The following is a 13,143-nucleotide window of genomic DNA, read 5'->3' as shown; positions in this document are numbered from 1 at the left end:
CGACAAAGCGACAAGAAGTTTCGGAAGGGCGACTTACCGTCGGAAATTATGAAATGCCGTGTGGGAGCAGCCTTCAGGACTTGGCAGGTGTTGCCTCAGGGGCCTTTTCGACAGGCTTCTCAACCGGCTTCTCGATTACCGCAACCCTATCCAGTTCGATATTCACCCGACGATTACGCGCCCGGTTGGCAGCACTGTTGTTCTTGGCCAATGGGTAACGCTCGCCATGGAAACGCACGGTAATCTGCTCTTCCGGAACGCCATGGGCCTTGAGGTAGTCGGCTACCGCCAGTGCCCGGCGGCGCGACATGTCGCGATTGGTCAGGCGATTGCCACTGTTGTCGGAGTGGCCGTTGAGCTCTACATGGTTAACGGTCGGGTCAGCCTTGATGTAGTCGAGGATCACGTCCAGCCGTGCCTTGGCCGCGCCATCCAGCTCGAAGCCTCCCCCGGGGAAGCCCACCTGGGTCTGACGCACCTGATCGTAGTTCATCGGCAGCAGCTTGCCGGCACAGGCCTGATAGTCGTTGTAGGCCTTGGCGAAGCTGACCGGCAGCACACGCACTTCCATCGGCCTGCCCGCCTCGCCGGCATAATTGCGTACCACCGTGCTGCGCCCATCGAGCAGGCCGTTGATCAGGCGACTGGCCTGGCCCTGGGACGAACTGAACAACACCCCGGTACGGGCCATGCGCACGCTGCCCAGATTGATGTCGCTGCGCCCAGGCTGCCACGGCGCAGCAGCTGCCAGCAATGTGGCCGTGCCCGCCCCCAGTACGTTGCTGTCCGAGCGCAACTGGAACACCGGCTGCTCGCCCGCGCGGCGCACGAACTCGCCACTGCCGAAACCGTCGATCGGCTGGATCAGCCGGCATTCGAACTGGTCACCCTCGACCTTCCAGGCAATGTTTTCCATGCGCGTCTGGAAGGTCAGCGCACCGGCCGGCAGGCTGGCGAACAGGGTCAACAGGGCTAGGTAACGCTGGCGCACGGGCGGCTCCACAAATTCTGACGGCTTACCTGCAGGCTATCGGACGCCTGGCGGAAAACTTGATAGCCGTGCTCCACCCAGGGTTTTCCGGTAGCATTGGGGCTTGAGTTCGACCCGCCTGGAATCCCCAATGTCCGATCGCCTGACCCTCCTGCGTCCCGACGACTGGCACATCCATCTGCGCGATGGTGCCGTCCTGCCCCACACCGTTGGCGATGTGGCGCGTACTTTCGCCCGTGCCATCATCATGCCCAACCTGGTTCCGCCGGTACGCAATGCCGTAGAGGCCGGCGCCTACCGTGAGCGCATCCTGGCCGCCCGCCCGGCTGGCAGCCGCTTCGAGCCGCTGATGGTGTTGTACCTCACCGACCGCACCAGCCCCGAGGACATCCGCGCGGCCAAGGCCAGCGGTTTCGTGTATGCCGCCAAGCTGTACCCTGCTGGCGCCACCACCAATTCAGACTCGGGCGTGACCAGCATCGACAACATCTTCCCGGCCATCGAGGCGCTGGCGGAAGTTGGCATGCCGCTACTGGTGCATGGCGAAGTGACCCGTAGCGAGATCGACGTGTTCGACCGCGAGAAGCGCTTCATCGACGAGCATATGCGCCGCGTGGTCGAGCGCTTCCCGACACTGAAGGTGGTGTTCGAGCACATCACCACCAGCGATGCCGCGCAGTTCGTCACCGAGGCCCCGGCCAACGTCGGCGCGACCATCACCGCGCAGCACCTGCTGTACAACCGCAACCACATGCTGGTTGGCGGCATTCGCCCGCACTTCTACTGCCTGCCGATCCTCAAGCGCAACACCCATCAGGTGGCGTTGCTGGATGCGGCCACCAGCGGCAACCCGAAGTTCTTCCTGGGTACCGACTCGGCCCCACACGCCCGACACGCCAAGGAAGCCGCCTGCGGTTGCGCCGGTTGCTACACCGCCTACGCAGCCATCGAGATGTACGCCGAAGCGTTCGAGCAGCGTAACGCGCTGGACAAGCTGGAAGGCTTTGCCAGCCTGCACGGCCCGGCGTTCTACGGCCTGCCGGCAAACACCGACACCATTACCCTGGTCCGCGAAGAATGGACCGCCCCGGATAGCCTGCCGTTTGGCGAGCAGACCGTAGTCCCGCTGCGCGCCGGCGAAAAACTGCGCTGGCGCCTGCTGGAGGAAAACGCGTGAGCGAAGACCTCTACGAAGACGACCTCGACACCCAAGGCAGCAGCGGCTCGCGCCATCCGATGGCCGAGCGTTTCCGCGGCTATCTGCCGGTAGTGGTAGACGTTGAAACCGGCGGCTTCAACAGCGCTACCGATGCCCTGCTGGAAATTGCCGCAGTCACCATCGGCATGGACGAAAAGGGCTTCCTGTTCCCCGAGCACACCTACTTCCACCGCGTGGAGCCATTCGAGGGCGCCAACATCGAGGCGGCCGCGCTGGAATTCACCGGGATCAAGCTGGACCACCCGCTGCGTATGGCAGTCAGCGAAGAAAGTGCGCTGACCGACATCTTCCGTGGCGTACGCAAGGCGCTCAAGGCCAATGGTTGCAAGCGGGCGATCCTGGTCGGCCACAACAGCAGCTTTGACCTGGGCTTCCTCAATGCGGCGGTGACGCGCAATGACCTGAAGCGCAACCCGTTCCACCCGTTCTCCAGCTTCGACACCGCTACCCTGGCGGGCCTGGCTTATGGCCAGACCGTACTGGCGCGGGCCTGCCAGAGCGCCGACATCGACTTCGACGGACGTGAGGCGCACTCGGCGCGCTATGACACCGAGAAGACGGCCGAGCTGTTCTGCGGCATCGTCAACCGCTGGAAAGAGATGGGCGGCTGGCGCGATTTCAACGATTGAGTTGAAAAAGCATTCGCGGGCATGCCCGCTCCCACAGGGATCGCACAATGGCTGAGGCCCGTGGGGTACCTGTGGGAGCGGGTTTACCCGCGAAGAGGCCGGCACAGGACGGCACAAAAAAACCGGCCACAAGGGCCGGTTTTTTCATGCGCTTGGCAATTACAGCTTGCCAGCGTTCTCGCTCAGGTAGGCAGCAACGCCTTCCGGCGAAGCGTTCATGCCTTTGTCGCCTTTTTTCCAGTTGGCAGGGCAGACTTCGCCGTGCTCTTCGTGGAATTGCAGGGCATCGACCAGACGCAGCAGCTCGTCCATGTTGCGGCCCAGTGGCAGGTCGTTGACGATCTGCGAACGGACAACACCGTTGGTGTCGATCAGGAAGGCACCACGGAAGGCCACGCCGCCTTCGGACTCGACGTCGTAGGCCTTGCAGATTTCGTGGGTCATGTCGGCAGCCAGGGTGTATTTGACCTGGCCGATACCGCCGTTGTTGACCGGGGTGTTACGCCAGGCGTTGTGGGTGAAGTGCGAGTCGATCGACACGCCGATCACTTCCACGTTGCGCGCCTGGAAGTCAGGGATGCGGTTGTCCAGGGCGATCAGCTCGGACGGGCAGACGAAGGTGAAGTCCAGCGGGTAGAAGAACACCAGGCCGTACTTGCCCTTGATGGCCGAAGCCAGGTTGAAGCTGTCGACGATCTCGCCGTTGCCCAGCACGGCCGGAACGGTGAAATCGGGGGCTTTCTTACCAACGAGTACGCTCATTGTAATCTCCTGATGAGGGTGAATAACCGTTTGCCGGGCCAGACGGGCTTGCCCGACATCCAACAAAGGCCGTCCATCATACACGGCTTCTGGTGACAGGCCGACTCCAACGACGAAGCAACCGCCGGTCGCTCAAGCACGGCCCTTTCAGAAACTCCTTTGACAAGCATTCTCATTAACATTAAGCTCCACTCCATCGAGCCCACCAACGATGGTCAGCCTTTATGTATGTGTGTCTTTGTGTCGGCGTTACCGACGGACAGATCCGCGATGCGATCTATGAAGGATGCTGCAGCTACAAGGAAGTGCGAGCCGCCACCAACGTCGCCAGCCAGTGCGGCAAATGTGCCTGCGTTGCCAAGCAGGTGGTCCGCGAGACCCTGACCGAGCTCCAGGTCAGCCAGGCAGCCCTGCCCTACCCCGTGGAATTTACCGCAGCCTGAAAACAAAGAATTCGAAGAACCGGACCTTGCGTCCGGTTTTTTTATGCCCGCAATTCAATAAGTTAGCGCTCCAACGCGGTTCACAAACATTCTTATTTCCATTAATTTTCACTTATTATTCAAGAACTTAGGTTTGACACACCTAAGTATCGGGCTCAAACTTCACTGTATTGGCACACTTCTACAGGGCAGGAACCCGACATGAAAGGCGACGTAAGCGTCATCCAGCATCTCAACAAGATCCTCGGAAACGAGCTGGTCGCGATCAACCAGTACTTCCTGCACGCACGCATGTACGAAGATTGGGGCCTGAACAAACTCGGCAAGCACGAGTACAAGGAATCCATCGACGAGATGAAGCACGCTGACAAACTGATCAAGCGTATTCTCTTCCTCGAAGGCATCCCCAACGTCCAGGACCTGGGCAAGCTGCTGATTGGCGAGCACACCAAAGAGATGCTCGAATGCGACCTGAAGATCGAACAGAAAGGCCTGGTCGACCTGAAAGCGGCCATCGCCCATTGCGAAACCGCTGGCGACTTTGGCTCGCGTGACATGCTCGAAGATATCCTCGAGTCCGAGGAAGAACACATCGACTGGCTGGAAACCCAGCTGGGGCTGATCGACAAGATTGGTATCGAGAACTACCTGCAGTCGCAGATGGGCGAAGAATAAATATTCGCTCCATAAAAAAACCCGCGATCAGCGGGTTTTTTCATGCTTGCCGGAAAATCAGGCCTCGGAAGCCTTGGCCTTGGCAGCCGCTTCCTTGATCAGGGTCTGCAGCTCACCCTTCTCGAACATTTCCAGCATGATGTCGCTGCCGCCGACCAGTTCACCGGCTACCCACAGCTGCGGGAAGGTCGGCCAGTTGGCGTATTTTGGCAGGTTCGCACGGATTTCCGGGTTCTGCAGGATGTCGACGTAGGCGAACTTCTCGCCACAACCCATCACGGCCTGCGATGCACGCGCAGAGAAGCCACACTGCGGGGCATTCGGCGAGCCTTTCATGTAAAGCAGAATGGTGTTGTTGGCAATCTGCTCTTTGATCGTTTCGATGATATCCATGTAGCACCTCGGCTGAACTTTCCGACGCGGTCGTCGGCACGGTGACGCATTGTAACGGAAAGCCGAGCAGCATGCTCGGCCTTACCATTCCTTACGCGGCCTCTACCTGCACGGGTACGCCATTGAGGGCGGCGTTGCCGGAAACCTGATCACGCAGGCGCTCATCGGTGAGGTCGTTGGCACTCACCCCAGGTTGCGCCTTGGCGATCTGCATGTGCACGCCTTGACGAGAGTGACCGAAGCCATGGGGCAGGCTGACTACACCGGGCATCATGTCCTCGCAGGCCTGAACCTCGACTTCAAGATCCCCGGTACGCGAGCGGATACGAACTCGCTGGCCGTCCTGCAACTGACGATGCTGCAGGTCCTGCGGATGCATCAACAACTGATGGCGCGGTTTGCCTTTCACCAGTCGATGAAAGTTGTGCATCCATGAATTGTTGCTGCGAACATGGCGACGGCCGATCAGCAGCAGTTCGCCCGGCACCGGAGGGGCCTGTTGCGCCAGTCGCCCCAAGTCATCCAGCAGCACTTGGGGCGCCGCTTCGACGGCCTTGCTGGCAGTCGTCAGGCGCGCAGCGAGGTTGGCGCGCAATGGCCCCAGGTCGAGGCCATGCGGGTGCTCGTCCAGCGCTGCCAGCGACAGCTGCCAGGGTGTCGTTTCACCATAACGCCCCTTGCGCAGGGCCAGGTCGATCATCTGCGCCGGTGCCAAGGTCGGCTTCAATTCCAGCTCGGCGCGTTTGGCGAACGCTTGTGCCAGCCCGACAAAAATCTCCCAGTCATGCAATGCCCCTTCGGGCTTGGCCAGGATCGCCCGGTTGAAGCGGGTCACGTTGCGCACGGCCAGCAAGTTGAATGTGCTGTCGTAATGGTCGTTTTCCAGCGCCGAGGTGGAGGGCAGGATCAGGTCGGCATGGCGGGTGGTTTCGTTGATGTACAGGTCAATGCTGAGCATGAACTCCAACCCCTCCAGCGCCACATCCAGCTGGCGGCCATTGGGCGTTGAGAGCACGGGGTTGCCAGCCACCGTCACCAGCGCGCGCACCTGCCCTTCGCCTGGCGTCAGCATTTCCTCGGCCAAGGCCGCCACGGGCAGTTCGCCGCCGTATTCGGGCAAGCCCGATACCCGGCTCTGCCAAGCGTTGAAATGGCCACCGGAGGTGGTCGCCACCAAGTCGACGGCAGGCTCGGTGCACAGCGCGCCGCCTTCACGGTCAAGGTTACCGGTCACCAGGTTGATCAGTTGCACCAGCCAGTGGCAAAGGGTGCCGAAGGCCTGGGTCGAAACCCCCATCCGGCCATAGCACACCGCCTTTTCGGCCGCGGCGAAGTCCCGTGCCAGCTGGCGGATGTCTGTAGCGGCAATGCCACAGTGCGCGCTCATGGCCTCCGCGCTGAACGGCGCGATCGCTTCGCGCACCTGCTGCAGGCCGACGACCGGCAAGTGCGAGCCGCGCGCCAGGCCTTCAGCGAACAGGGTATTGAGCAAGCCACACAACAAGGCGGCATCCCCTCCGGGGCGTATGAACAGGTGACTGTCGGCCATCGCCGCCGTTTCGCTGCGCCGCGGGTCCACCACCACCAGGCGCCCACCCCGGGCCTGCAGGGCTTTCAGGCGCTTTTCCACATCCGGCACGGTCATGATACTGCCGTTGGAGGCCAGCGGGTTGCCGCCAAGGATCAGCATGAAACCGGTCTGGTCGATGTCCGGGATCGGCAGCAGCAGGCCATGGCCGTACATCAGGTGGCTGACCAGGTGCTGCGGCAACTGGTCCACCGAGGTGGCAGAGAAGCGGTTGCGGGTTTTCAGCAGGCCCAGGAAGTAGTTGCTGTGGGTCATCAGGCCGTAGTTGTGCACGCTCGGGTTGCCTTGGTACACCGCCACGGCATTGCGCCCATGTGCCTGCTGGATCGCCCATAGCCTGTCGGCGGCCAGGGCAAAGGCCTCGTCCCAGCCGATGGCCTGCCAGTGCTCGCCCACCCGCTTGTGCGGTTGGCGCAGGCGGTCGGGGTCGTTCTGGATGTCCTGCAGGGCCACGGCCTTTGGGCAGACATGGCCGCGGCTGAACGGGTCCTGGGGGTCGCCCTTGATCGAACTGATCAGCGCCCGCCCATCGTCGTCATGGCTGACTTCAATGTTCAGCCCACAGATCGCTTCGCACAGGTGACAGGCACGGTGATGCAGGGTCTTGGTCATGGCCGCCTCTGCCTTGTTGTTGTGGAGGATGTGTAGAAGGTTGTCGAACATCGACTATGCGCCCAGCCCCCGCCACCGGCCAGCGCACTTCGCGGTGTGAATCCACCGACATCAGGCACACGATTTGCGACAGCCATTTGCCAAATTGCTGGCAAGCCGTGTACAAACCTCTGTAGCAAATAAAAAACAGCACTGCCCGTCGGGTAAAGACACCCTTTGCAACACCCTTTGGTACTGGGCAGCTGTTTCCCCTCTTGGCTTCAGGCGACATTTACTTATAGTATTGCGCCTTTCCCTATTTCGTCCGCCCCCGTGCGGCTTACGCCGCAGGTCACTCCCGTTGTCAAAAAAAACCATACGGTCGACCTGCATACCGTTGCAGATAAGGTAGTCAATCATGAGCGCTAGGCACTTTCTCTCCCTGCTGGACTTCACCACCGACGAATTGCTCGGTGTGATCCGCCGCGGCATCGAGCTGAAGGACCTGCGCAAGCGAGGCGTGCTGTTCGAGCCCCTGAAGAACCGCGTGCTGGGCATGATCTTCGAAAAGTCCTCGACCCGTACCCGCGTGTCATTCGAGGCAGGCATGATCCAGCTCGGCGGCCAGGCCATCTTCCTGTCCCCGCGCGACACCCAGCTGGGCCGTGGCGAGCCGATCAGCGATAGCGCCATCGTGCTGTCGAGCATGCTCGACGTGGTGATGATCCGTACCCACGCCCACAGCACCCTGACCGAATTCGCCGCCAACTCGCGTGTGCCGGTGATCAACGCGCTGTCCGACGAGTCGCACCCGTGCCAGCTGCTGGCCGACATGCAGACCTTCCTCGAACATCGCGGCTCGATCCAGGGCAAGACCGTCGCCTGGATCGGCGATGGCTTCAACATGTGCAACTCGTACATCGAGGCAGCCAGGCAGTTCGACTTCCAGCTACGCATTGCCTGCCCGGAAGGCTACGAGCCGGACCCACGCTTCATGGCCATTGGTGGTGACCACGTGCAGATCGTGCGTGACCCGAAGGAAGCCGTGCGCGGCGCCCATCTGGTAACCACGGATGTCTGGACTTCCATGGGCCAGGAGGAGGAAACTGCACGGCGCCTGGCGCATTTCGCGCCTTACCAGGTCACCCGCGAACTGCTCGACCTGGCGGCACCCGACGCCCTGTTCATGCACTGCCTGCCAGCCCACCGTGGTGAGGAAATCAGCCATGACCTGCTCGACGACCCACGTTCGGTCGCCTGGGACCAGGCTGAAAACCGCCTGCATGCACAGAAGGCCCTTCTCGAATTCCTTGTAGAACCGGCTTACCACCACGCATGAGTCAACCCCTACTGCTCAACCTGCGCAACCTCGCCTGCGGCTATGGCGACCAGCGCATCGTTCAGAACCTCAATCTGCACCTGAACGCAGGCGACATCGGTTGCCTGCTGGGTTCATCCGGTTGCGGCAAGACCACTACCCTGCGCGCCATCGCCGGTTTCGAACCGATACACGATGGCGAGATCCAGTTGGCTGGCGAAGTCATTTCCCGGGCCGGTTTCACACTGGCCCCGGAAAAACGCCGCATCGGCATGGTGTTCCAGGATTACGCGCTGTTCCCGCACCTGACCGTGGCGCAGAACGTTGCCTTCGGCATCGCAAAGCACCCCCGCCAGGCCGAGGTCATCGAAGAGATGCTCGAGCTGGTCAAGCTGGGCGGTCTGGGCGGGCGCTACCCGCATGAACTGTCCGGCGGCCAGCAGCAACGGGTCGCCCTGGCCCGTGCACTGGCACCGGAGCCGCAACTGCTGCTGCTCGACGAGCCATTTTCCAACCTCGACGTAGAGCTGCGCCGGCGCCTGAGCCATGAGGTTCGCGACATTCTCAAGAGCCGCGGCACCAGCGCCATCCTGGTGACCCATGACCAGGAAGAAGCCTTTGCCGTCAGCGACCAGGTTGGCGTGTTCAAGGAAGGCCGCCTGGAGCAGTGGGACACGCCCTACAACCTTTACCACGAGCCGCAGACGCCGTTCGTGGCCAGCTTCATTGGCCAGGGGTATTTCATCCGTGGGCAGATGATCAGCCACGAGGCGGTCAATACCGAGCTGGGTGAATTACGCGGCAACCGTGCCTACATCATGGCGCCGGGCAGCTCGGTGGATGTGCTGCTGCGCCCTGACGATATCGTCCACGCACCGGGCAGTGCGCTGCAGGCGAACATCGTCGGCAAGAGCTTCCTTGGGGCATCGACCCTGTACCGCCTGCAATTGCCGACCGGCAGCCAGCTCGAGGCGATCTTCCCTAGCCATGACGACCGTCAGGTCGGTGAGGATGTGGGGATTGCGGTCAAGGCCGATCACCTGGTGCTGTTCCCGGTGCCGGGCAGCGTGGCGGCGCAGTTGCCGCGGCAGGACAACGGCGTTCGCCGGTACAGCTCGGCGACCTGATTCGAAATTTTGGGGCCGCTCTGCGGCCCATCGCGACACAAGGCCGCTCCTACAAGGGTACATATTCCCCCTGTAGGAGCGGCCTTGTGCCGCGATGGGCTGCAAAGCAGCCCCAGAAATCTCAGCCCCGACCAATCCCGGCAAACTTGCCCTGGGTGTACTCAGCCAGCACCACCGCCGCCAACTCCACCTCCAGCCCACGCCGCCCGGCGCTGACATGGATGGTTGCAAAGTTCTGCGCCGAGTCATCGATGAAAGTGCGCAGGCGCTTCTTCTGCCCCAGCGGGCTGATCCCGCCCACCAGGTACCCCGTGGCTCGCTGCGCCGACGCCGGGTCGGCCATCTCGCACTTTTTCACCCCGGCAGCCTGGGCCAGGGCCTTGAGGTCGAGCGTACCCACCACAGGTACCACCGCCACCAGCAATTCACCCTTCTCACTGCTCGCCAGCAAGGTCTTGAACACCTGCTGCGGGTCGAGACCGAGCTTTTCCGCCGCCTCCAGGCCATATGACGCCGACTTGGGGTCATGTTCGTAACTGTGCACACGATGCTCGGCACGGTATTTCTTCAACAGGTCTAGGGCGGGGGTCATGCGGGGGCTCCGGTCGGGACAGCTCGGCGGCTACTTTAGGACAATTCCCACACCGCAGCCAGCGCACCGCAATTGCGCGGCTCTAGTACGCGGATCCGCACCTGAAATCAGCATCCAGATCGTGACCGACCGTTCACTTTCGACCTTTGACATCAGCGTTTCTTGTCTATATTTTTTCGTTTCTGAATAAATGGTGCACTTTTAAGGTGCATTTCCAACATCTGCCCGGGTCAACGGGGATAGACTCCGGGCTTTGCTGTCGAGCGCCACGCGCCTCACAACAAAAAAAACGAGGTCATACATGACGACTGCTCTACGCCAACCCACGCTTTCCAGCCAATGCCTGGCCGAGTTCCTGGGCACTGCACTGCTCATCTTTTTCGGTACCGGCTGCGTCGCCGCGCTCAAGGTCGCGGGCGCAAGCTTCGGCCTTTGGGAAATCAGTATCATCTGGGGCGTGGGCGTCAGCATGGCGATCTACCTCACCGCCGGTATTTCCGGCGCGCACCTGAACCCCGCGGTGAGCATCGCCCTCACCCTGTTCGCCGGCTTCGACAAGCGCAAGCTGCCCTTCTACATGCTGGCCCAGGTATGCGGCGCGTTCTGTGGCGCAGCGTTGGTCTACACCCTGTACAGCAACCTGTTCTTCGATTTCGAACAGGCCCACGCCATGTTGCGCGGTAGCGAAGCCAGCCTGGAACTGGCCTCGGTCTTCTCCACCTATCCGCACCCATCGCTGTCCACCGGCCAGGCGTTTCTGGTCGAGGTGATCATCACCGCCATCCTGATGGCCGTGATCATGGCCCTGACCGACGACAACAACGGCCTGCCGCGCGGCGCCATGGCCCCGCTGCTGATCGGCCTGCTGATCGCAGTGATCGGCAGCGCCATGGGCCCGTTGACCGGCTTTGCCATGAACCCGGCCCGCGATTTCGGGCCAAAACTCATGACCTTCCTGGCCGGTTGGGGCGAAATCGCCTTCACTGGCGGTCGGGACATGCCTTATTTCCTGGTTCCGGTGTTCGCACCGATCCTTGGCGCCTGCCTGGGTGCCGCGACCTATCGCGGCCTGATCGCACGCAACCTGCCAATGGCAGCCGCCGTGAACCCTGAGACAAATGACAATCGCCAGGGCGATACTCAAGTCAACTGACGCCGGCATCACGCCCAGCCCTGACCCCCTATTTTCGCAAGGCCTACGACCATGACAGACACCCAGGATAAGAACTACATCATCGCCCTGGACCAGGGCACCACCAGTTCGCGGGCCATTATTTTCGACCGCGACGCCAATGTGGTGGGGACCTCCCAGCGCGAGTTCGCCCAGCACTACCCGCAGGCGGGCTGGGTCGAGCACGACCCGATGGAAATCTTTGCCACGCAGAGCGCGACCATGGTCGAGGCCTTGGCTCAGGCGGGCATCAGCCACGCCCAGGTCGCCGCACTGGGTATCACCAACCAACGTGAAACCACCGTGGTGTGGGACAAGGAAACCGGCCGCCCGGTGTACAACGCCATCGTCTGGCAGTGCCGCCGCAGCACCGAGATCTGCGCCCAGCTCAAGCGCGACGGCCATGAAGACTACATTCGCGAAACCACTGGCCTGGTCACCGACCCATACTTCTCCGGCACCAAGCTGAAGTGGATCCTCGACAATGTCGAGGGTGCCCGCGAACGCGCCGAGCGCGGCGAGCTGCTGTTCGGCACCATCGATACCTGGCTGATCTGGAAGTTCTCCGGCGGCAAGGTGCATGTCACTGATTACACCAACGCCTCGCGCACGCTGATGTTCAACATCCACAGCCTGCAGTGGGACGACAAGCTCCTGGAAATCCTCGGCATCCCACGGCAGATGCTGCCCGAGGTACGCCCTTCCTCCGAGGTCTACGGCCATACCAAGAGCGGTATCGCCATTGCCGGTATCGCCGGTGATCAGCAATCGGCACTGTTCGGCCAGATGTGCGTGGAACCGGGCCAGGCCAAGAACACCTATGGCACCGGCTGCTTCCTGCTGATGAACACCGGTGACCAGGCGGTGAAGTCGTCCCATGGCCTGCTAACCACCATCGCCTGCGGCCCGCACGGCGAAGTGGCCTACGCGCTGGAGGGCGCGGTGTTCAATGGTGGTTCCACCGTGCAGTGGCTGCGTGACGAACTGAAGATCGTCAACGACGCACTGGATACCGAATACTTCGCCAGCAAGGTCAAGGACAGCAACGGCGTATACTTGGTACCTGCCTTCACCGGCCTGGGTGCCCCGTACTGGGACCCGTATGCCCGTGGTGCACTGTTCGGCCTGACTCGTGGCGTGAAGGTAGACCACATCATCCGCGCCGCTCTGGAATCGATAGCCTACCAGACCCGCGACGTGCTCGACGCCATGCAGCAGGACTGCGGCCAGCGCCTGTCCGAATTGCGCGTGGACGGCGGTGCGGTGGCCAACAACTTCCTCATGCAGTTCCAGGCCGACATCCTCGGCACCTGCGTGGAGCGGCCGAAGATGCGCGAAACCACCGCGCTGGGTGCGGCCTACCTGGCAGGCCTGGCCTGTGGCTTCTGGAGCGGCCTGGACGAACTGCGCGACAAGGCGATCATCGAGCGCGAGTTCAGCCCGCAGCTGGATGAAACGCAGAAAGAGAAGCTGTACGCAGGCTGGAAGAAGGCAGTCGACCGTACCCGTGACTGGGAAGATCACGAGGCCTGATCCTACCTGACAGGCGCTACACCACGTGTAGGAGCGGGGGGGGGGGGGGGGGGGGGGGGGGGGGGGGGGGGGGGGGGGGGGGGGGGGGGGGGAGGGGTGGGGGGGGGGGGA

The 13,143-nt window shown here is 62.0% G+C and carries 13 protein-coding genes; 8 read left to right on the top strand and 5 right to left on the bottom strand.

All coding sequences use genetic code 11. From position 1 onward, the window contains the following. Nucleotides 1-73 precede the first annotated feature (73 nt). Nucleotides 74-991, bottom strand: coding sequence for a flagellar protein MotY (locus ACLCGK_RS25420; RefSeq protein WP_410953218.1), 918 nt, complete (start codon nt 989-991; stop codon nt 74-76). A gap of 130 nt (nt 992-1,121) precedes the next feature. Here ACLCGK_RS25420 and pyrC point away from each other — a divergent pair, with 130 nt between their 5' ends. Both pyrC and rnt read left to right on the top strand, forming a co-directional pair. Then, the gene (gene pyrC, locus ACLCGK_RS25415; protein WP_015271562.1) at nt 1,122-2,168 is read left to right on the top strand and encodes a dihydroorotase; all 1,047 of its coding nucleotides are present in this window, start codon (nt 1,122-1,124) and stop codon (nt 2,166-2,168) included. A 59-nt stretch (nt 2,169-2,227) separates the two neighbouring features. Continuing rightward, a complete protein-coding gene (rnt, locus tag ACLCGK_RS25410) occupies nt 2,228-2,839 on the top strand; it encodes a ribonuclease T (RefSeq protein WP_230388460.1) in 612 nt (203 codons plus the stop codon). Between the two features lie 159 nt (nt 2,840-2,998). On the opposite strand, the gene ACLCGK_RS25405 is transcribed toward rnt, so the two are convergent. Next, nucleotides 2,999-3,601, bottom strand: a complete 603-nt coding sequence (locus tag ACLCGK_RS25405; protein WP_003254945.1) for a peroxiredoxin — start codon at nt 3,599-3,601, stop codon at nt 2,999-3,001. Between the two features lie 224 nt (nt 3,602-3,825). On the opposite strand from ACLCGK_RS25405, the gene ACLCGK_RS25400 reads away from it, so the two are divergent. Together ACLCGK_RS25400 and bfr are read left to right on the top strand one after the other, a co-directional pair. Beyond that, entirely contained in the window at nt 3,826-4,044 is a 219-nt protein-coding gene (locus tag ACLCGK_RS25400) for a bacterioferritin-associated ferredoxin (RefSeq protein WP_003254947.1), read from the top strand. 201 nt (nt 4,045-4,245) lie between these two features. Next, nucleotides 4,246-4,719: a bacterioferritin gene (gene bfr / locus ACLCGK_RS25395; RefSeq protein ID WP_003258014.1), complete on the top strand. Its 474-nt coding sequence runs from the start codon at nt 4,246-4,248 to the stop codon at nt 4,717-4,719. 57 nt (nt 4,720-4,776) lie between these two features. Here the strand turns inward: bfr and grxD are convergent, their stop codons facing one another. Next, nucleotides 4,777-5,112: a Grx4 family monothiol glutaredoxin gene (grxD, locus tag ACLCGK_RS25390; protein WP_003254949.1), complete on the bottom strand. Its 336-nt coding sequence runs from the start codon at nt 5,110-5,112 to the stop codon at nt 4,777-4,779. A gap of 91 nt (nt 5,113-5,203) precedes the next feature. Further along, nucleotides 5,204-7,312 carry a molybdopterin oxidoreductase family protein gene (locus tag ACLCGK_RS25385; protein WP_410953217.1) on the bottom strand — a complete coding sequence of 703 codons (2,109 nt, stop codon included), beginning with the start codon at nt 7,310-7,312 and terminating at the stop codon, nt 5,204-5,206. A 397-nt stretch (nt 7,313-7,709) separates the two neighbouring features. Between ACLCGK_RS25385 and argF the strand changes: the two genes are divergently transcribed. After that, entirely contained in the window at nt 7,710-8,630 is a 921-nt protein-coding gene (gene argF, locus ACLCGK_RS25380; protein WP_015271565.1) for an ornithine carbamoyltransferase, read from the top strand. Continuing rightward, the gene (locus tag ACLCGK_RS25375; RefSeq protein WP_015271566.1) at nt 8,627-9,736 is read left to right on the top strand and encodes an ABC transporter ATP-binding protein; all 1,110 of its coding nucleotides are present in this window, start codon (nt 8,627-8,629) and stop codon (nt 9,734-9,736) included. Before argF ends, ACLCGK_RS25375 begins: the two co-directional genes overlap by 4 nt. A 121-nt stretch (nt 9,737-9,857) precedes the next feature. On the opposite strand, the gene ybaK is transcribed toward ACLCGK_RS25375, so the two are convergent. After that, on the bottom strand, nt 9,858-10,328 hold the full coding sequence (gene ybaK, locus ACLCGK_RS25370; protein WP_410953216.1) for a Cys-tRNA(Pro) deacylase: 471 nt from the start codon (nt 10,326-10,328) through the stop codon (nt 9,858-9,860). A gap of 301 nt (nt 10,329-10,629) precedes the next feature. Here ybaK and ACLCGK_RS25365 point away from each other — a divergent pair, with 301 nt between their 5' ends. Next, nucleotides 10,630-11,481: an MIP/aquaporin family protein gene (locus ACLCGK_RS25365; RefSeq protein WP_015271568.1), complete on the top strand. Its 852-nt coding sequence runs from the start codon at nt 10,630-10,632 to the stop codon at nt 11,479-11,481. A 51-nt stretch (nt 11,482-11,532) separates the two neighbouring features. Then, the gene (glpK, locus tag ACLCGK_RS25360) at nt 11,533-13,032 is read left to right on the top strand and encodes a glycerol kinase GlpK (RefSeq protein ID WP_247846489.1); all 1,500 of its coding nucleotides are present in this window, start codon (nt 11,533-11,535) and stop codon (nt 13,030-13,032) included. Nucleotides 13,033-13,143 lie beyond the last annotated feature (111 nt).

Source organism: Pseudomonas sp. S1(2024), assembly GCF_046557535.1.
The sequence above is the reverse complement of the archived record's forward strand: the minus strand, read 5'-3'. Positions and strand labels throughout refer to the sequence as shown.

Bases quoted from the DNA above. Each gene is read 5' to 3' on its own strand.
- ybaK (WP_410953216.1), bottom strand. From the start codon at position 10,328: ATGACCCCCGCCCTAGACCTGTTGAAGAAATACCGTGCCGAGCATCGT.
- glpK (WP_247846489.1), top strand. From the start codon at position 11,533: ATGACAGACACCCAGGATAAGAACTACATCATCGCCCTGGACCAGGGC.
- ACLCGK_RS25365 (WP_015271568.1), top strand. From the start codon at position 10,630: ATGACGACTGCTCTACGCCAACCCACGCTTTCCAGCCAATGCCTGGCC.
- argF (WP_015271565.1), top strand. From the start codon at position 7,710: ATGAGCGCTAGGCACTTTCTCTCCCTGCTGGACTTCACCACCGACGAA.
- ACLCGK_RS25405 (WP_003254945.1), bottom strand. From the start codon at position 3,601: ATGAGCGTACTCGTTGGTAAGAAAGCCCCCGATTTCACCGTTCCGGCC.
- grxD (WP_003254949.1), bottom strand. From the start codon at position 5,112: ATGGATATCATCGAAACGATCAAAGAGCAGATTGCCAACAACACCATT.
- ACLCGK_RS25375 (WP_015271566.1), top strand. From the start codon at position 8,627: ATGAGTCAACCCCTACTGCTCAACCTGCGCAACCTCGCCTGCGGCTAT.
- bfr (WP_003258014.1), top strand. From the start codon at position 4,246: ATGAAAGGCGACGTAAGCGTCATCCAGCATCTCAACAAGATCCTCGGA.
- pyrC (WP_015271562.1), top strand. From the start codon at position 1,122: ATGTCCGATCGCCTGACCCTCCTGCGTCCCGACGACTGGCACATCCAT.
- ACLCGK_RS25400 (WP_003254947.1), top strand. From the start codon at position 3,826: ATGTATGTGTGTCTTTGTGTCGGCGTTACCGACGGACAGATCCGCGAT.
- rnt (WP_230388460.1), top strand. From the start codon at position 2,228: ATGGCCGAGCGTTTCCGCGGCTATCTGCCGGTAGTGGTAGACGTTGAA.
- ACLCGK_RS25385 (WP_410953217.1), bottom strand. From the start codon at position 7,312: ATGACCAAGACCCTGCATCACCGTGCCTGTCACCTGTGCGAAGCGATC.